A 17,695-nucleotide genomic window follows, 5' to 3' on the forward strand; every position below is an offset into this window, starting at 1 on the left:
TCCCTCAAGCCGCCAGCATTTGTGGCGGCGCGGCCGAGCGGCCGTTCGCGTCGAAAACCATGATGTGGCGCGGATCGATGAACACCTCGATGGTCTGGTCGGGCTCGAACACCAGGATGCCGTGCTCCAGCATCACCCAGCGGACATCGGCGAAGTCGAGATGCACAAAGCTTTCGGAACCGGTGATCTCGGTGACCGAGACCTTGGCTCTCACCGGAACGGCCGACGGGCTCGGCCGGGCAAGAGAGAGATGGTGGGGCTGGAAGCCGATCGTGTAACTCGTATCGGCAATACCGGCGAGCTCAGCCGGCACCGGGAGGTTCACCCCACCATCAAGAAGGAAGCTCGAACCGCTCTTCTTCAGCACGATCGTGTTGAGCGGTGGATCCGCGAAAGTCTTGGCCGTGACGAGGTCGTTCGGTCTGCGGAAAACGTCGATCGTCGGGCCGAACTGGGTGATGCGGCCCTCGGAAAGCGTCGCCGTGTTGCCGCCGAGCAGCAAGGCTTCATGCGGCTCCGTCGTGGCGTAGACGAAGATGGTGCCGGTCGCCGCGAAAATCCTGGGCAATTCCGCGCGCAGCTCCTCGCGCAGCTTGTAGTCGAGATTGGCGAGCGGCTCGTCGAGTAGCACAAGGCTGGCGTTCTTGACGATGGCACGAGCCAGCGCGGTGCGCTGCTGCTGGCCGCCGGAGAGGCTGAGCGGCGTGCGGTCGAGAAAGGGCGTTAGCTTGAGAAGTGCGGCGGCATTGCGCACCTCCTTGTCGATCTTCGCCCGATCGGTGCCGGCTACCCTTAGCGGCGAGGCGATGTTCTCGTAGACGGTCATCGCCGGATAATTGATGAACTGCTGGTAAACCATGGCGACGTTGCGCTTCTGCACCGGGATGCCGGTGACATCCTTGCCATCGAACCAGACCGAACCGGATGTTGGAACATCAAGGCCGGCCATCAACCGCATCAGGCTGGTCTTGCCGGAAAGCGTCGGTCCGAGAAGGACGTTGAGCGAGCCGTGCTGAAGCGTCAGCGACACGTCGCGTATATGCTCCGTCGCGGCGACCGTTTTCGTCACGTTTCTCAGTTCCAGCATGATGCCTCCTCCCAGGCTTTCTGCATCACTATTCGGCAGCGGCGACATGGCGCCGGCTTATCCCGCGCATGAATTCGTCGAGCGCTGCCGCCTGCTCGCGGCTCAGATGCAGGCCACGCTTGGTCCTGCGCCACAATACATCTTCGGCCGTCATCGCCCATTCATTTTGAACGAGGTAGCGCACCTCGGCCTCGTAGAGATCGGCGCCGAAGTTGCGGCCAAGGTCGGCATTCGATCTGGCGAGGCCCAGCAGCATCCTTGCGCGAGTTCCGTAAAGCCGGGTCAAGCGTCGCGCCAGACGCGCGTCGAGGAACGGATAGGCCGTTTTCAGTTTCGCCACTTCGGCGTCGAAGCCGCCGGCCGGGAAATCGCCACCCGGTAGCGACGCGTTTGCGGTCCACTGCTTGCCGCGCTTGCCGAGAAAACCTTCGATCTTCTCCAGCATCGATTCCGACAGCCGGCGATAGGTGGTGATCTTGCCGCCAAACGTGTTGATGATCGGCGCCATGCCCTCGCCGCCGTCAGTCTTCAGCACATAGTCGCGGGTCGCTTCCTGCGCTTTCGAAGCGCCGTCGTCATAAAGCGGGCGCACGGCCGAATAAGTCCAGACGATGTCCGAACGCTTGACTGGTTGCGCGAAATATTCGCTCGCCGCGGCACACAGGTAATCGATCTCGGCATCGCTGATCTTCACCTCACGAGGGTCGCCAGAATAGTCCTGGTCCGTGGTGCCGATCAGCGTGAACTCATCTTCATAGGGAATAGCAAAGATGATGCGGCCATCCTTGTTCTGGAAGAAATAGGCGCGCGGATCGTCGAATTTCTTGCCGATGACGATATGGCTGCCCTGCACCAGCCGGACATTGTGCACGTCGTTCAGGCCGACCGTAGCAGATAGCACATGGTCGACCCATGGACCGGCGGCATTGACCAAAAGCCGCGCCTTGATCTCCTCGGTGTCGCCGGTCTGCAGGTCTTCCAGCCTGACCGTCCAAAGCTCGCCTTCACGGCGTGCGCTGATGACTTTCGTGCGGGTTCGGATCGTTGCGCCGCGATCGGCAGCATCGCGGGCGTTCAACGCCACCAGCCGCGCATCGTTGACCCAGCCGTCGGAATATTCGAAGGCCTTTCGAAACAACGGCTTCAGCGGCTTGCCGGCTGGGTCCTTTGCCATGTCCAGCGTCTTGGTCGCCGGCAGCAATTTGCGCCCGCCAATGTGATCGTAAAGGAACAAGCCGAGCCTGATCAGCCAGGCCGGGCGCAGGCCCTTGGCATAAGGCAGCACGAAGCGCATCGGCCAGATGATGTGCGGCGCGTTCTTCCAGAGAATTTCGCGCTCCATCAGCGCCTCGCGCACCAGGCGGAATTCGTAAAATTCGAGATAGCGCAGGCCGCCATGGATCAGTTTGGTCGAGCCGGAAGAGGTTCCGCTGGCCAGATCGTTCATTTCGGCAAGGAAGACCGAAAAGCCGCGCCCAGCTGCATCGCGGGCAATGCCGCAACCATTGATTCCGCCGCCGATGACGAAGATGTCATGGATCGGGGATGCGCCCACAATAGTCCTCCCGGATTTCGCATTGCAGCAATTTTAGGTTTTTACGAAACCGTGTCGGGATTATTTCGAAATGAGAACGAATGTCAAACGAAATGTAAACGGCCGCTGTTGCCGCAACGGCAGCCTCTAGGGCAGCGACGTCTCGATCAGTTGAACCTCTGCCTCCTGGCAGATCTTGCGCACCGAGGGAATGTCGCAGCGGTCAGTGATGAAGGTGTTGACCTGCGACAGGTGGCCGATGCGGACCGGCGCCGTCCGCTCGAATTTGGTCTGGTCGGAAACGAGGATGACATGCCTTGCATTGGCGATGATGGCCTGCGCCACCTTCACTTCGCGAAAATCGAAATCGAGCAGCGCGCCGTCATGGTCGATTGCCGAGGCGCCGATCACCGCGTAATCGACCTTGAACTGCCTGATGAAATCGACCGCCGCCTCGCCGACCACGCCGCCATCGGAGCCGCGCACGACACCGCCCGCGATCACCACCTCAATCGAAGGATATATGCGCATCCTATTGGCAACATTGATATTATTGGTGATCACCATCAAGCCGCTATGATCAAGGAGCGCCTTGCTGACCGACTCCGTCGTGGTGCCGATATTGATGAACAGCGAGGCATTGTCCGGGATCAGCCTGGCCGCTGCGCGGCCGATCGCCTCCTTTTCGTCGGCAGCGATCTTGCGCCGTGCCTCATATTCCATGTTCTCGATGCCGGAGGGAAACAGCGCCCCGCCATGAATGCGCGACAGCAGCCGCTGGTCGCACAGATCGTTGAGGTCCTTGCGGATGGTCTGGGGCGTCACGTTGAAATGCGTCGCCAGATCGTCGACCAGCACGCGGCCATGGTCCTTGGCCATCTGGATGATTTCTGAATGACGCGGCGATAGATACATTGGGGAAGCTCCCGTTTTCGTTTTTCTTGTCTATAGCGGAAAACGAAAGTGATAAAAAGGCATAAGCCGGCTAACGAAATTCCATGCGCCCGGAGACAAACCTCAGCGCAACTTTTCCGACCAATTTCAACTCAAGTCAGCTTACGGGCGATTTCGGTGACGACCTCGAAAGCGGTGTCGATGTCTGCAGCCGTCGTCTCGAACTGTCCGACCTGAAAGCGGATCGCGACCTGACCGTTCACCCGCGTCTGTGTCAGGTAGATGCGACCATCGTCGTTGATCGCGTTGACCAGCCGCAGATTGTGTTCGTCCGAATCGATGCCGGCCGCCGCCAGATGCCGGAACGAAAACAGCGACAGCATCGGCTCCGTGACGAGCTCGAAGTCCGATTCCCGGGCCAGCCGAGCAGCGAAGCCTTCGCTCCAGGCGACATGGTTGCGGATCATGGTTCGGAGATTCTCCAGCCCATGGGCGCGCAGCAGGAACCACAGCTTCAGCGCACGAAAACGCCTGCCGAGCGGCACCGACCATTCGGAATAATTGATGATGCCGTCGCGTCCATGCGTCTTCAGGAATTCGGGCTTGATCGCCAGTGTGCGAACCAGATCCTCCGGCTGGCGGATAAACTGCACTGAGCAGTCGAACTGCGCGCCCAGCCACTTATGCGGATTGAAGACGATGGAATCCGCCTGCTCAGCGCCAGTCCAGAAATGGCGAAACTCGGGACAGATCATTGCCGATCCGGCCCAGGCCGCATCGACATGCAGATAGAGTCCATGGCGCTTGGCTACCGCGGCGACGCCGGCAACATCATCCGTACCACCGGTGCTGGTGCCGCCGACACAGGCGATGATGCCGGCCGGCAGCATGCCAGCTTCACGGTCGGCGACGATCGCTGTGTCGAGGGCTGCGACATCCATGGCGCGAAAGCGGCCGGCAACCGGAATGCGCACGAGGTTGTCCTCGCCGATGCCCGATACCCAGATCGCCCGGTCGATGGAGGTATGAACCTGGTCGGAAGAATAGACGCGCAATGTCGGCTGGCCTTGCAGGCCCTTCTCGTTGCCCCGCCAGTCGAGCGCGCGCTCGCGCATGGTCAACATGGCGGCAAGCGTCGCCGAAGACGCCGAATCCTGCATGACACCGGAAAACCCTTCCGGCAGGCCAAGCGCCTGACGCATCCAGTCGACGACGCGCGTCTCAAGTTCGGTCGCTGCCGGCGAGGTCTGCCAGAGCATGCATTGCGCGGCCATCGCCGAGACCAAATATTCGGCCACCACCGAAACCGGTGCGGCATTGGCCGGGAAATAGGCGAAGAAGCGCGGATGCTGCCAATGCGTCATGCCCGGCAGGATTTTCTGCTCGAAATCGGCGAAGATCTCATCCATCGGCTCGGCCGTTTCAGGCGGCGAAGTCTCAACGCTCTTGAAGATGTCACCGGGATCGACCAGCGGCCGCACCGGTCTTTCACGCAGCGAGTTGCGGTAATCGGCGCCCCAATCCGCGGCCCGCCTCGACCATTGCCGGAATTCGTCGTTGTTCATCGCACCTCCGGAAAGACAAGCGGTCTATTCGGGAAAGTCAGGCAGGCTCGCAAAAGCAGCCTTCAATGCGTTCGACCAGCCGTCCGAAATGGTGCGGTAGTATTGATCGTCCTGGGCTATCCGCTTCTTCAGGCTGACCTTGTAGGCGTCCTTTTCGTAGAACAGCAGGTCGAGCGGCAGACCGACCGACAGGTTCGATTTCAGCGTCGAGTCGAACGACACCAGCAGCAGTTTCACCGTCTCGGCGAAACTCATCGTCTTTTCATAGGCGCGAATGATGATCGGCTTGCCGTATTTGGTCTCGCCGATCTGGAAAAACGGCGTGTCGTCGGTCGATTCGATGAAATTGCCTTCCGGATAGATCATGAACAGCCGCGGCGCGCTGCCCTTGATCTGGCCACCGAGGATGAAGGAGGCATTGAAATAGGAATCCGCCTTGTCGCCGGACGGTGACGAACTGGCGATGACTTCCTTGACGGTGTCGCCGACCATCCGCACCGTCTGGTACATGGAGGGCGTTTCGAGCAGTGTCGCGTGGCGATCGCCAACTGCCTTGGTGCGCTCGTCGAGCAGGCTGACGACCGCCTGCGTCGTAGCCAGATTGCCGGCCGACATCAGCACGATGACGCGCTCGCCCGGCTCTTCCCAGACATGCATCTTCTTGAAGGTCGAGATCGAATCCATGCCGGCATTGGTGCGCGTGTCGGACATGAACACGAGCCCGCGATCGATCTTCAGGCCGACGCAATAGGTCATCGAATCTCTTTGGCAGCAATCTTGTCGAGGATTACTGCTCCACCGTGACCGTGACCGCAAGCTGTTCTTCTGCTTGTCCCAGCCGAATCCCCGATACGGGCGTCGCGTCGCGATAGTCACGGCCGGTCGCCACTTTTACATAGCGTTCGTCAGGCGAAATGCCGTTAGCGACGTCAAACGCAACCCAACCGAGGCCCGCAACATGCGCCTCGGCCCAGGCATGGCTTGCTGCCTGCTCGACTGCCGCATCCATCATTAGATAGCCGCTGACGTAGCGGGCCGGAAACCCCATGGCGCGCGCGGCGGCGGCAAAGATATGGCTGTGATCCTGGCAGACGCCGGTCTTGAGTGCCAGCGCATCCTCGGCCGGGGTCGCCGCGTTGGTAGTGCCCGGCGTATAGGCGACGCGCTCGCCGATCGTGGCCATCAGTCTATGCAATCTTTCGATATCCGTCCCCTCGCCGACCGACGCCGCGAGCTCGCGAATGCCGCTGCCGATCGTCGTCAACGGCGTTTCGTGGCCAAACAGCCAGAGCGGCGCGAAACCCTGATGTGGCCCGGAGACGCCCGACGTGTCGCGTGTCACCACCTCGCCCGATGCCGCGACGGTGATAAAATCGCGCTCGCCTTCAACACTCAAAAGCCGCGTGTCGTTGCCGAAATGGTCGGTGAAGCGCACTTCCTCGCGCGCGCCTTCGATCTTCAGCGCCCATGACAACACGGTTTGCGTCGATCCGCTGACCGGAAGCAGCCGTAACCGCTGCAGCAGATAATGCACCGGCGCATCGTAGCGGTATTCGGTCCGGTGGGTGATCTTCAGCCGCATGGCTTCCTCAGTAGAATCGATAGTCCTGCGCGATCTCGTCGCCGAGCCTGGTGTTGTCGCGAATGAAATTGGCCAGGAATTCATGCAGGCCGGCGTCGAATATGTCCTTGATCGAGCCGGCCGTCAGCATGGCCTGGGTCTTGCCCGCCGTCGCATGACAGGCATGACGCTCGCCATAATCGTCGCCCAGGAACCTGAGATGCTCGGTCAGGAATCGGTAGCAGAAGGTCAGCGAGCGCGGCATGCGCACATTGAGGATCAGATAGTCGGCGATGTTGGTCGGCTTGTAGTCGGCCTCGTAGACCCAGCGATAGGAGCGGTGCGCCGACACCGAGCGCAGGATCGATTCCCACTGGTAATTGTCCAGCGTCGAACCGACCCATGAGATCGACGGCAACAGCACATAGTATTTCACGTCGAGGATGCGCGCCGTGTTGTCGGCGCGCTCCACATAGGTGCCGAGCTGGGAGAAATCGAAGATCTCGTTGCGCAGCATGGTGCCGTAGAACGAGCCGCGGATCAGCGCCGTCTCGCGCTTGATCGCATCGAGCACGCTGGGCAGGTCGCGTTCGTCTATCGGCCTGGCCAGCATCCGCTTCAGCGACATCCAGGCTTCGTTGATGCTTTCCCAGGTTTCGCGGGTCAGCGCGGTGCGCACCATGCGGGCATTGTTGCGGGCCGTCTCGATCGACGCCATCGTGCTCGACGGGTTCGACGTGTCGCGCAGCAGGAAATCGGCGACATTGGCGGCGGTATAGTCGGAATATTTCTGCGTGAAGGCAGCGTCCGAGCCGGCGCTGAGCAGCACCGAATTCCACTCCTCCGAAGCGTTCTGCGTACGTGTCAGCGCCATGCGCAGCCCGGCATCGACCAGCCGCGCCATGTTTTCCGCCCGCTCGATGTAGCGGTTCATCCAGTAGAGCCCGTTGGCGGTGCGGCCGAGAAGCATTCTACGCGGTCCTTCGGACGGTGAATGGTGAATGGTGAATGGTGAATGGCCGAATTTTTCTCGGGCACGACGCCGCGTGCTTCATTTCAGGGCATTTCACCAACATCAACGACATGTCATCCTTATCTATTCACTATTCACCATTCACTATTCACTATTCACTCTCTAATCATCCAGCACCCACGTATCCTTGGTGCCGCCGCCCTGCGAGGAATTGACCACCAGCGAGCCTTCCTTCAGCGCCACGCGCGTCAGCCCGCCGGGCACGATCTGGATGCGGTCGGAAACCAGCACATAGGGCCTGAGATCGACATGGCGCGGCGCCAGCCCCTTGTCGGTCAGGATCGGACAGGTCGACAGCGCCAAGGTCGGCTGGGCGATGTAGTTCGACGGTTTTGCCGCGAGTTTCTTGGAAAAATCCTCGCATTCCTTTTTGGTCGCCGCCGGCCCGACCAGCATGCCGTAGCCGCCGGACCCGTGAACTTCCTTGACCACCAACTCGTCGATATGTTCGAGCACGTATTTCAGGCTGTCCGGTTCCGAGCAGCGCCAGGTCGGGATGTTGCCGAGGATCGCCTTGCGGCCGGTGTAGAATTCGACAATCTCGGGCATGTAGGAATAGATCGCCTTGTCGTCGGCGATACCGGTTCCCGGCGCATTGGCGATGGTGATGTTGCCGGCGCGGTAGACATCCATGATTCCAGGCACGCCAAGTGCCGAGTCCGCCCGAAAGGTCAGCGGATCGAGGAAAGAATCGTCGACCCTCCGGTAAAGCACGTCTATCTGCTTGTAGCCTTCGGTCGTGCGCATCGCGACGTGGCCGTCGACGACGCGCAGATCCTGCCCCTCGACAAGCTGCACGCCCATCTGGTCGGCAAGGAAGGCATGTTCGAAATAGGCGGAGTTGAAGCTGCCCGGCGTCAGCACGGCGATGGTTGGCGCGCCCTTGGTGCTCTGCGGCCGCACCGCTGCCAGAGACTGGCGCAAGAGCTGCGGATAGTTTTCCACCGGCCGCACCTTGATCTGCTGGAACAGCTCGGGAAAGAGCTGCATCATCGTCTCGCGGTTCTCCAGCATGTAGGAGACGCCGGAGGGCGTGCGCGCATTGTCCTCCAGCACATAGAATTCGTTCTCGCTGATACGCACGATATCGACGCCGATGATATGGGTGTAGACGCCGGCCGGCGGCCGAACCCCGATCATTTCCGGCAGAAACGCCTCGTTCTTGGCGATCAATTCCTTGGGGACGCGCCCGGCGCGCAAGATCTCCTGGCGGTGATAGATGTCGTCGAGAAAGGCGTTCAGCGCCTGCACGCGCTGCTCGATGCCTTGCGTCAGCCGTCGCCATTCATTGCCGGAAATGATGCGCGGAACGATGTCGAAGGGGATCAGCCGCTCGGAGGCTTCCTGCTCGCCATAGACGGCAAAGGTGATGCCGGTCTTGCGGAAGACGCGCTCGGCGTCCTGCATCTTTTCGGTAAGCCTGGCCGGATCCTGCTCCTTCAGCCAGCGATCGTAAGCCGAATATGGTGTTCTCAATCCGGAGATTTCCGGAAGCATTTCGTCGAACGCTGCCAATCGCATACTCCCCTGTGAGGCCATTTCACTGGCGTCACCGGAGAAAATCAAGCGCAATCGGTGATTTGGAGGGTGCTGGCGATCAGTATGTCGCGGCTGCCTAAAATTAGGGCAGCACCAATATGGCTGTGATCAGGCTTTGCCTTATGTCCAGGCAGGCGGCCGGCACTGCTCAGAACGCACGAAAGGTGACGACCGTGAACGTGTCCTTGATGCCCGGAAGGACTTGCACCTTCTCGTTGACGAAATGGCCGATGTCTTCCTCGTCGTCGACATAGAATTTGGCGAGCAGATCGTAATTGCCGGCTGTAGAGTAAATTTCCGAAGCGATCTCGGCATCGGCCAAAGCGCTGGCAACCTCATAGGCCTTGCCCAGATCGCACTTTATCTGCACGAAAAATGCCTTCATTGCCCGGTCCTGCTCAAGCTTGCACCTACAGCGCCGCGCGTCCTTTTTGGACGCGCAAAGGACGCTGTAGCACTTTGATTGCGCATGATCCTTTCCGAAAATCGATTCCGATTTTCGGGGTCATGCGCATAGGCGGCCCTTGTGGCAGACTGCCGCCCGGCTTTCAAGCATCAGGACGGCGCTCCCCTGAAGGAAGCTTAAGTGCAGCCAATCGCCGAATCTTCGCAGACGTGGATAGTCGAACCGGGCGGAGCGGTCGCTCACATCGCCGGAATAACGCCCCTCGCCCAGCCCTCGGAAATCTCTGCCGCCCGCGCCTCGAAAGCGCCGGCTTCGATGGCGGCACGAATCTCCTGCATCAGCCTCTGGTAGTAGGAAAGATTGTTCCAGGTCAGCAGCATCGCCCCCAGCGCCTCTTGCGAGCGCACGAGGTGGTGCAGATAGGCACGTGAATAATCCCGCGCGGCCGGGCAGTCGCTCTCGTCGTCGAGCGGACGCGGATCATCGGCGTGGCGGGCGTTGCGCAGATTGACCTTGCCGCGCCTTGTATAGGCGAGGCCATGGCGGCCGGCGCGGGTCGGCATCACGCAGTCGAACATGTCGATGCCGCGCGCCACCGATTTCAATATATCGTCCGGCGTGCCGACACCCATCAGATAGCGGGGCCTGTCCGCCGGCAGCTCCGGGCAGGTGATATCGAGCATTTCGAGCATCACCGCTTGCGGTTCGCCGACCGCCAGCCCGCCGATCGCGTAGCCCTTGAGGTCCATCGCTTTCAGCGCCTGCGCCGAGCGCAGCCGCAACGCGGCTATGTCGCCGCCCTGGACGATGCCGAACATCGCCTTCCCCTGCTGGTCGCCGAACGCCGTCTTGCAACGCTCGGCCCAGCGCAGCGATAGCTCCATGGCCCGCTCGATCTCGTTCTCCTTGGCCGGCAGCGCGGTGCATTCGTCGAGCTGCATCTGGATGTCGGAATCGAGCAGTCCCTGGATCTCGATCGAGCGTTCTGGGGACATCTCGTAGGCGGCGCCGTCGATGTGCGAACGGAAGGTGACGCCCTTTTCGGTGAGTTTCCTCAGCTTCGACAGCGACATCACCTGGAAGCCGCCGCTGTCGGTCAGGATCGGATGCGGCCAGCGGGCGAATTCGTGCAGGCCGCCAAGCCGCGCCACACGTTCGGCGCCGGGTCGCAGCATCAGATGATAGGTGTTGCCCAGGATGATGTCCGAACCGACACCGCGCACCTGATCCATATACATGGCCTTGACGGTGCCGCCGGTGCCGACCGGCATGAAGGCCGGCGTGCGGATTTCGCCGCGCGGCATGGTGATGGAGCCGCGCCGCGCTTTCCCGTCGGTCGCCAGCACCTTGAAGGTGAACGCCTTAGTCATTGAATTCCTTGTTGTATACTGGGCGCGCGTCCATCGTTCTCCTCCTTGAACAGAAGACTTGCATCTCCATAGGAGTAAAACCTGTAGCGGTTCTCGATGGCATGCTCGTAGGCCGCACGCATCGTTTGCAGCCCGCAAAACGCCGAAACCAGCATGAACAGCGTCGAGCGCGGGAGATGGAAATTGGTCATCAGCATGTCGGCGGCCTTGAAACGATAGCCGGGCATGATGAAGATATCGGTCGGACCTGACCATCCGGCCAATGTGCCGTCCTCCCGCGCGGCGCTCTCCAGCAGGCGCAGCGACGTCGTACCGACGGCTATGATGCGCCCGCCACGCGCCTTTGCCGCGTTGAGCGCCGCGGCCGTTTCCGGGCTGACCGAACCGATCTCGGCATGCATCTTGTGATCGGCCGTGTCGTCGACTTTCACCGGCAGGAACGTGCCGGCACCGACATGCAAGGTGACGAAGCGCCGCTCGATGCCCTTGGCATCGAGTGCGGCGAAAAGCTCGGGCGTGAAATGCAGGCCGGCAGTGGGAGCGGCGACAGCCCCCTCCTCACTGGCATAGATGGTCTGGTAGTCGATGCGGTCGCGTTCGTCGTCGTCACGCTTCGAGGCGATGTAGGGCGGCAGCGGAATGTGACCGACGGCGTGCAGTGCCTCGTCGAGAAACGGGCCCGAGAGGTCGAAACCGAGCAGCGCTTCGCCGGCCTCGCCCTTCTCGATCACGGTGGCGTCGAGTTGGCCGAGAAAGCAGGAATTGGCGTCATGGCCGAAATGGATGCGGTCGCCGGCGGCGATGCGCTTGCCCGGACGCATGAAAGCCAGCCAGCGGTCCGGCCCTACCCGCATGTGCAACGTGGCTTCGACTTGCGCCATCGCCTCGCCGCGCCGCCTGATGCCTTTCAACTGTGCCGGAATGACTTTGGTGTCGTTGAACACCAGCACGTCACCGGTCTCGAGCAGCGACGGCAGCTCACGCACCGTTCGGTCTTCGAGCCCCTCACCCGGCCTGACCACCAGCATGTTGGCGCTGTCGCGCGGTTCTGCCGGTCGAAGCGCGATGCGCTCCTCCGGCAGTTCAAAGTCGAAAAGGTCGACGCGCAAGAAAACCCCGCCTCAAGGTTCCGGGCAGGTTACCGCCCAGGCGCCAACACCGTCGATGCTCAGCGTGCCGCCCATTGCGACATTGGACTGTTCGCTGGCCTTGACCAGTCGCAGTTTGGCGACAATCGAGCTGATACCCTCGTCGGTGAGATCGATCGCCATGTGCTGGTCGTCCTCGAATGCCTGTCCGACGATCACTTTCATCGATCCCGGCTGACCATCGGTGGTCCATGTCTTGCCGCCGGCATCCAGCCACACGCGCGCGACTGCGATCGTGGCGGTGTTCCCCATCAGGACATCGATCGATGCCGCGTCGCCTTCTGCGCTGCAAATCATCGATTCCGTTGCCAGCGCCGGAGTGGCCGCCGCGACAAGCATCAGAGTAGTCGCGACAGCCCGATAGGTCATTTCACGTCGGCCGCGACCTTCAGCGACACGATCTTGTCGGGATCCGGCACCGGCTCGCCGCGCTTGATCTTGTCGACATTGTCCATGCCTTCGATGACCTGGCCCCAGACCGTGTACTGACGGTTGAGGAAGGCGGCATCGTCGAAGCAGATGAAGAACTGCGAGTTGGCCGAGTTCGGGTTCTGCGAGCGCGCCATCGAGCAGGTGCCGCGGCCATGGTTGGCGTTGGAGAACTCTGCCTTCAGGTCGGGCTTGTCGGAGCCGCCGGTGCCGGCACGGGCGGGCGCGAAAGAGGGTTTGCTGGAATTGCCGAATTTCACGTCGCCGGTCTGCGCCATGAAGCCGTCGATGACGCGGTGGAACACGACGCCGTCATAGGCGCCTTCGCGCGCCAATTCCTTGATGCGACCGACATGGCCAGGCGCCAGATCGGGAAACAGTTCGATGACGACCTTGCCCTTGGTCGTTTCCATGATGAGCGCGTTCTCGCGGTCCTTGATCTCGGCCATGTCAGAATATCCTTTGAAGCTAATGGGTTTACTTGCCGTCGGCGGCGATACGCACCTTGATCATGCGATCGGGACCGGTGACAACCCCGTTTTGCGCCTCGTCGCCTTTCTTTATCTGGTCCACCAACTCCATGCCTTTTTCGACATTGCCGACGATGGTGTACTGGCCATCGAGCGGCGGCGCCGGCGCGAACATGATGAAGAACTGCGAATTGGCGGAATCCGGGTTTTGCGAGCGGGCCATGCCGACCACGCCGCGCACGTAGCGCTCGGACGTCGAGAATTCGGCCGGCAGGTCGGGAAGATCTGAACCGCCGGTGCCGACAGCATCGGCGCTGAAACCGTTCTTCATGTTGCCGAACTTTACGTCGCCGGTCTGTGCCATGAAGCCGTCGATGACGCGGTGGAAAGCGACATTGTCGTAAGCGCCCTGGCGGACCAGCTTTTTGATCTGCTCGACATGCTTGGGCGCGAGATCGGGCCTGAGCGCGATGGTCACGTCGCCATCCTTCAGCGTTATGATCATGGTGTTTTCCGGATCGGCTGCGAGCGCCGAAACGGATGCAGCCACAAGGCCGAAAAGAACGACGAAGCAGGTGGCAAGCCTTTTGAGCTGCATGGATCTTTCTCCGAAAACCTTTGTTTCATGCATATCGCTGTCCCGAAACCGGGTTCGACTTCTGGTCGACATGCCTTATTTCGCGAATTTGGCGGTGAGTACGCCAGCCACAGCCGCCGGCACGAAGGGGCGGATGTCGCCTCCCATCGAGGCTATCTGACGGACAAGTGTGGCGGTAATGGTTCGCACCGAAGGGCTGGCGGGTAGAAAAACCGTCTGCAGTTCCGGCGCCATGGTTTCGTTCATGCCGGCCATCTGCATCTCATAGTCGAGGTCGGTGCCGTCGCGCAGGCCGCGGATCATGATCGACGCGCCGTGCTTCCTGGCCGCGTCGATGACTAGCCCGTCGAAAGCGACGACCTTGATGCGGACGCTGTCGTTGCCGAATTCGGCCTTCGTCGCCGCTTCTATAAGCCCAACCCGTTCCTCGAACGAAAACAACGGCTTCTTGCCGGGATGAATGCCGATCGCCGCATAGACGGTGTCCGCGACGGCCAGCGACGCCTTCAGCACGTCGAGGTGGCCGTTGGTCAGCGGGTCGAAGGAGCCGGCGTAAAGAGCGATGCGTTCAGTCATGGCAGGGTGCTTCTAGCGAGCCTCTCTCGCAAAGGCAAATCCGATTAACGAGCCGCCAATGCATGTCGCCCAAAAAACCTGGCCTTGGGCCTGACCCGAGGGTGCGCAGCGGTTTGGGACAACGACATGCACCCCAACGGGATCCAAAGCGCATCGTCTGAGCCACGTTAATCGCGATGCGCTTTGAATGAAGCTTCTGGCCGAGATGAACGACAAATGAACAGGCCGATCACGAAGGCTTCACGCAGCGTTCACTAGGTTACAGCTTCAGAAGATGAAACCAAAACCCCATTTGAACGTTGTTAGGCGCAGGAGAACAAGCACATGCTGATCTACATGCTCGCCGCCGCAATGACCGTCGCCATGCTGATAGCCACCGTATTCGGGCTGCATCAGGAAGCAGGCCGCGTCCGCGCCAAGGCCAATATCAAGCGATTCGAAGGCTTCGGCATCCGCAAGCCTTATCGCCACTTCTGATCCGGCCGCCATCTGTTGACGGCGCCGGCCCCTCGGCCGGCATTTACCCGCCAAAACCTACTCGGCGCTGTCCGGGCCAGCGTCCCCAGCACCCGTATCGTCGCCCTCGACGCTTTCTTCGGCGTCCTCGTCCGACTGCGGCTCCGATATACGCTCCACCGACACGACCTTCTCTCCGTCAGCCGTGTTGAAGATGGTCACGCCCTTGGTGGCGCGGCTGGCGAAACGAATGCCGTTGACCGGCACGCGGATGACAGTGCCGCCGTCCGAGACAAGCATGATCTGGTCGTCATTGCCGACCGGGAACGTTGCCACCAATCTGCCGATCTCGGCCGCTTTCGACACGTCGGTGGCGCGAATGCCCTTGCCGCCGCGCCCAGTCAGACGGAAGTCGTAGGACGATGAGCGCTTGCCATAGCCATATTCCGTCACCGTCAGCACGAACTGCTCGTGTGCCCTAAGGAATTCGTAGCGTTCGTCGGAAAGCTCCGCTTCCTCGCCGACCTCCTCGTTGGTCAGCGCGATTTCCTCTTCCTCGCCGGCGGCGATGCCAGCGGCCAGGCGCCGTTCGGAGACCACCCGCCTGAGATAAGCGGCGCGCTCGGCGGGCGATGCATCGACATGTTCGATCACCGCCATCGAGATGACGCGGTCGGTGGCAGCCATCGCGATGCCGCGCACGCCGACCGAATTGCGGCTCTGGAAGACGCGCACGTCGCTGACCGAGAAGCGGATGCACTGGCCAGAGCTGGCGGTCAAAAGCACGTCGTCATTGTCGGTGCAGGTCTCGACGCCGAGAATCTCGTCGCCTTCCTCTTCCAGCTTCATGGCGATCTTGCCGTTGCGGTTGACCTGGACGAAGTCCGACAGCTTGTTGCGGCGGACGGTGCCGCGCGTCGTGGCGAACATTACGTCGAGCTCGCCCCAGCTGGTCTCGTCCTCAGGCAGCGGCATGATGGTGGTGATCCGTTCGCCCTGCTCCAGCGGCAGCATGTTGATCAGCGCCTTGCCGCGTGACTGCGGATTGCCGATCGGCAGGCGCCAAACCTTTTCCTTGTAGACGATGCCACGCGAGGAGAAGAACAGCACCGGCGTGTGCGTGTTGGCGACGAATAGCCGGGTGACGAAATCCTCTTCCTTGGTCGACATGCCGGAGCGGCCCTTGCCGCCGCGGCGCTGCGCCCGGTAGAGCGACAGCGGCACGCGCTTGATATAGCCGGAATGGCTGACTGTCACGACCATGTCCTCGCGCTGGATCAGGTCCTCGTCTTCCATGTCCGCCCCGCCCTCGGAGAGCTCGGTGCGGCGCGGCGTGCCGAACTCGTCGCGCACGGCGATGAGCTCGTCCTTGATGATCTGCTGGACACGCGCGCGTGACGACAAGATATCCAGATAATCGACAATCTCGGTGCCAATCGTGTTCAATCTGTCGGCAATCTCGTCGCGCCCGAGCGCGGTCAGCCGTTGCAGGCGCAGGTCGAGGATGGCGCGCGCCTGTTCCTCGGACAGATTGTAGGTACCGTCCTCATTGATGCGATGGCGCGGATCGTCGATCAGGAGGATCAGCGATTCGACGTCGCTGGCCGGCCAGCGCCGTTCCATCAACTGCTCGCGCGCCGTCTGCGGATCCGGCGCCGTGCGGATCAGCTTGATCACCTCGTCGATATTGGCAACGGCGATGGCGAGACCGACTAGCACATGGGCGCTGTCGCGCGCCTTGCGCAGCAGGAATTTGGTGCGCCGGCTGATCACCTCCTCGCGGAAGGCGACGAACGCCTTCAGCATGTCGATCAGCGTCAGAACTTCCGGCTTGCCGCCGTTCAGCGCCACCATATTGGCGCCGAAGGAGGTCTGCAGCGGCGTAAAGCGATAGAGCTGATTGAGGATGACGTCGGCGACCGCGTCGCGCTTCAGTTCGATGACGACCCGGTAACCTTGGCGGTCGCTCTCGTCGCGGATGTCGGATATGCCCTCGATGCGCTTGTCGCGCACAAGCTCGGCCATCTTCTCGATCATCGAGGCCTTGTTCACCTGGTAGGGGACCTCGGTGATGACGATCGACTCACGGTCGTTGCCGCGCTGCTCGACATTGACGCGGCCGCGCATGACGATGGAGCCGCGGCCCGTCGAATAGGCGCTGTAAATGCCGGAACGGCCGAGCACGATGCCGCCGGTCGGGAAATCCGGTCCAGGGATGATCTCCATCAGCGCTGGCAGATCGATCGCCGGATTGTCGATGAGGGCAATGGCGCCGTTGCATACTTCGCCGAGATTGTGCGGCGGAATGTTGGTGGCCATACCAACGGCAATGCCGCCGGAACCGTTGACCAGAAGGTTGGGGAAGCGAGCCGGCAGCACCTTCGGCTCGGTGTCGGATGCATCATAAGTGTCCTGGAAATCGACGGTGTCCTTGTCGATATCTTCCAGCAACTCATGCGCGACCTTGGTCAGCCGCGATTCGGTGTAGCGCATCGCCGCCGGCGGATCGCCGTCGATCGAGCCGAAATTACCTTGTCCGTCGATCAGCGGCACGCGCAGCGACCAGTCCTGCGCCATACGCACCAAGGCGTCGTAGATCGAGGCGTCGCCATGCGGATGGTATTTACCCATCACGTCGGCGACCGGACGGGCCGACTTCACATATTTGCGGTTCCAGTGGTAACCGCTTTCATGGGCGGCATAGAGGATGCGGCGATGCACCGGCTTCAACCCGTCGCGCACGTCGGGCAGCGCACGGCTGACGATCACGCTCATGGCGTAATCGAGATAGGAGCGCTGCATCTCCTCGATGATGGATATCGGCTCGATGCCGGTGGGGCCGCCGTCGGCGCCGCGCGGTGTCTTCTGGTCGGTCAAATCAGGTCACAATCTAATCAGGAATCACTCGGTGCTTATATAGGAAGCGCAGCCGAAACTCCAATGTCCGCGGCCGTTTTCCAATGACGATTTTTGTGGCGATTTCAAAAGGATATCGCTGATTGCGACGATATGGCCGAGGCGCTTTTTCG

The 17,695-nt window shown here is 61.2% G+C and carries 17 protein-coding genes; 1 reads left to right on the plus strand and 16 read right to left on the minus strand.

Features of this window, described 5'->3' with window-relative positions; genetic code table 11:
- Positions 1–4 precede the first annotated feature (4 nt).
- From ABID19_RS23365 to coaD, 15 genes are all read right to left on the minus strand, one after another.
- Positions 5–1,087 carry an ABC transporter ATP-binding protein gene (locus tag ABID19_RS23365; RefSeq protein ID WP_354493307.1) on the minus strand — a complete coding sequence of 361 codons (1,083 nt, stop codon included), beginning with the start codon at positions 1,085–1,087 and terminating at the stop codon, positions 5–7.
- Positions 1,088–1,115: 28 nt separating this feature from the next.
- A complete protein-coding gene (gene glpD / locus ABID19_RS23370) occupies positions 1,116–2,642 on the minus strand; it encodes a glycerol-3-phosphate dehydrogenase (RefSeq protein WP_354493308.1) in 1,527 nt (508 codons plus the stop codon).
- 126 nt (positions 2,643–2,768) lie between these two features.
- Positions 2,769–3,536 (minus strand): DeoR/GlpR family DNA-binding transcription regulator, encoded by a 768-nt coding sequence (locus tag ABID19_RS23375; protein WP_354493309.1) that lies wholly within the window; start codon positions 3,534–3,536, stop codon positions 2,769–2,771.
- A gap of 131 nt (positions 3,537–3,667) precedes the next feature.
- Positions 3,668–5,080 carry a pyridoxal phosphate-dependent decarboxylase family protein gene (locus ABID19_RS23380; protein WP_354493310.1) on the minus strand — a complete coding sequence of 471 codons (1,413 nt, stop codon included), beginning with the start codon at positions 5,078–5,080 and terminating at the stop codon, positions 3,668–3,670.
- A gap of 24 nt (positions 5,081–5,104) precedes the next feature.
- The gene (locus ABID19_RS23385; RefSeq protein WP_354493311.1) at positions 5,105–5,836 is read right to left on the minus strand and encodes a peptidase; all 732 of its coding nucleotides are present in this window, start codon (positions 5,834–5,836) and stop codon (positions 5,105–5,107) included.
- A gap of 31 nt (positions 5,837–5,867) precedes the next feature.
- Positions 5,868–6,662 (minus strand): transglutaminase family protein, encoded by a 795-nt coding sequence (locus ABID19_RS23390; protein WP_354493312.1) that lies wholly within the window; start codon positions 6,660–6,662, stop codon positions 5,868–5,870.
- Between the two features lie 7 nt (positions 6,663–6,669).
- Positions 6,670–7,611, minus strand: coding sequence for an alpha-E domain-containing protein (locus ABID19_RS23395; protein ID WP_352934582.1), 942 nt, complete (start codon positions 7,609–7,611; stop codon positions 6,670–6,672).
- A 165-nt stretch (positions 7,612–7,776) separates the two neighbouring features.
- Positions 7,777–9,189 (minus strand): circularly permuted type 2 ATP-grasp protein, encoded by a 1,413-nt coding sequence (locus ABID19_RS23400; protein ID WP_435528767.1) that lies wholly within the window; start codon positions 9,187–9,189, stop codon positions 7,777–7,779.
- A gap of 172 nt (positions 9,190–9,361) precedes the next feature.
- Positions 9,362–9,598 (minus strand): Lrp/AsnC ligand binding domain-containing protein, encoded by a 237-nt coding sequence (locus ABID19_RS23405; protein WP_352934586.1) that lies wholly within the window; start codon positions 9,596–9,598, stop codon positions 9,362–9,364.
- Positions 9,599–9,858: 260 nt separating this feature from the next.
- Positions 9,859–10,989, minus strand: a complete 1,131-nt coding sequence (gene tgt, locus ABID19_RS23410; RefSeq protein WP_354493313.1) for a tRNA guanosine(34) transglycosylase Tgt — start codon at positions 10,987–10,989, stop codon at positions 9,859–9,861.
- Complete coding sequence (gene queA, locus ABID19_RS23415; protein ID WP_352934592.1) at positions 10,986–12,098, minus strand: tRNA preQ1(34) S-adenosylmethionine ribosyltransferase-isomerase QueA; 1,113 nt, start codon at positions 12,096–12,098, stop codon at positions 10,986–10,988. The genes tgt and queA overlap by 4 nt, the downstream gene beginning before the upstream one ends.
- Before the next feature lie 12 nt (positions 12,099–12,110).
- The gene (locus ABID19_RS23420) at positions 12,111–12,506 is read right to left on the minus strand and encodes a hypothetical protein (RefSeq protein ID WP_352934596.1); all 396 of its coding nucleotides are present in this window, start codon (positions 12,504–12,506) and stop codon (positions 12,111–12,113) included.
- Positions 12,503–13,015, minus strand: coding sequence for a peptidylprolyl isomerase (locus tag ABID19_RS23425; RefSeq protein WP_091593716.1), 513 nt, complete (start codon positions 13,013–13,015; stop codon positions 12,503–12,505). The genes ABID19_RS23420 and ABID19_RS23425 overlap by 4 nt, the downstream gene beginning before the upstream one ends.
- A 28-nt stretch (positions 13,016–13,043) precedes the next feature.
- Positions 13,044–13,634 (minus strand): peptidylprolyl isomerase, encoded by a 591-nt coding sequence (locus ABID19_RS23430; RefSeq protein WP_354493314.1) that lies wholly within the window; start codon positions 13,632–13,634, stop codon positions 13,044–13,046.
- Between the two features lie 75 nt (positions 13,635–13,709).
- On the minus strand, positions 13,710–14,210 hold the full coding sequence (gene coaD, locus ABID19_RS23435; RefSeq protein WP_352934602.1) for a pantetheine-phosphate adenylyltransferase: 501 nt from the start codon (positions 14,208–14,210) through the stop codon (positions 13,710–13,712).
- A gap of 324 nt (positions 14,211–14,534) precedes the next feature.
- Between coaD and ABID19_RS23440 the strand changes: the two genes are divergently transcribed.
- On the plus strand, positions 14,535–14,687 hold the full coding sequence (locus tag ABID19_RS23440; protein ID WP_352934604.1) for a hypothetical protein: 153 nt from the start codon (positions 14,535–14,537) through the stop codon (positions 14,685–14,687).
- A 57-nt stretch (positions 14,688–14,744) separates the two neighbouring features.
- Here ABID19_RS23440 and gyrA read toward each other — a convergent pair whose 3' ends face one another.
- Positions 14,745–17,543 carry a DNA gyrase subunit A gene (gyrA, locus tag ABID19_RS23445; protein WP_354493315.1) on the minus strand — a complete coding sequence of 933 codons (2,799 nt, stop codon included), beginning with the start codon at positions 17,541–17,543 and terminating at the stop codon, positions 14,745–14,747.
- Positions 17,544–17,695: the final 152 nt, after the last annotated feature.

The organism is Mesorhizobium robiniae (genome assembly GCF_040545535.1).
Taxonomy (GTDB): domain Bacteria; phylum Pseudomonadota; class Alphaproteobacteria; order Rhizobiales; family Rhizobiaceae; genus Mesorhizobium; species Mesorhizobium robiniae.

Coding starts and splice junctions, on each gene's coding strand:
- ABID19_RS23430 (WP_354493314.1), bottom strand. CDS start 13,634: ATGCAGCTCAAAAGGCTTGCCACCTGCTTCGTCGTTCTTTTCGGCCTT.
- ABID19_RS23380 (WP_354493310.1), bottom strand. CDS start 5,080: ATGAACAACGACGAATTCCGGCAATGGTCGAGGCGGGCCGCGGATTGG.
- ABID19_RS23385 (WP_354493311.1), bottom strand. CDS start 5,836: ATGACCTATTGCGTCGGCCTGAAGATCGATCGCGGGCTCGTGTTCATG.
- ABID19_RS23395 (WP_352934582.1), bottom strand. CDS start 7,611: ATGCTTCTCGGCCGCACCGCCAACGGGCTCTACTGGATGAACCGCTAC.
- ABID19_RS23425 (WP_091593716.1), bottom strand. CDS start 13,015: ATGGCCGAGATCAAGGACCGCGAGAACGCGCTCATCATGGAAACGACC.
- ABID19_RS23365 (WP_354493307.1), bottom strand. CDS start 1,087: ATGCTGGAACTGAGAAACGTGACGAAAACGGTCGCCGCGACGGAGCAT.
- tgt (WP_354493313.1), bottom strand. CDS start 10,989: ATGACTAAGGCGTTCACCTTCAAGGTGCTGGCGACCGACGGGAAAGCG.
- ABID19_RS23405 (WP_352934586.1), bottom strand. CDS start 9,598: ATGAAGGCATTTTTCGTGCAGATAAAGTGCGATCTGGGCAAGGCCTAT.
- ABID19_RS23375 (WP_354493309.1), bottom strand. CDS start 3,536: ATGTATCTATCGCCGCGTCATTCAGAAATCATCCAGATGGCCAAGGAC.
- coaD (WP_352934602.1), bottom strand. CDS start 14,210: ATGACTGAACGCATCGCTCTTTACGCCGGCTCCTTCGACCCGCTGACC.
- ABID19_RS23420 (WP_352934596.1), bottom strand. CDS start 12,506: ATGACCTATCGGGCTGTCGCGACTACTCTGATGCTTGTCGCGGCGGCC.
- ABID19_RS23390 (WP_354493312.1), bottom strand. CDS start 6,662: ATGCGGCTGAAGATCACCCACCGGACCGAATACCGCTACGATGCGCCG.
- ABID19_RS23440 (WP_352934604.1), top strand. CDS start 14,535: ATGCTGATCTACATGCTCGCCGCCGCAATGACCGTCGCCATGCTGATA.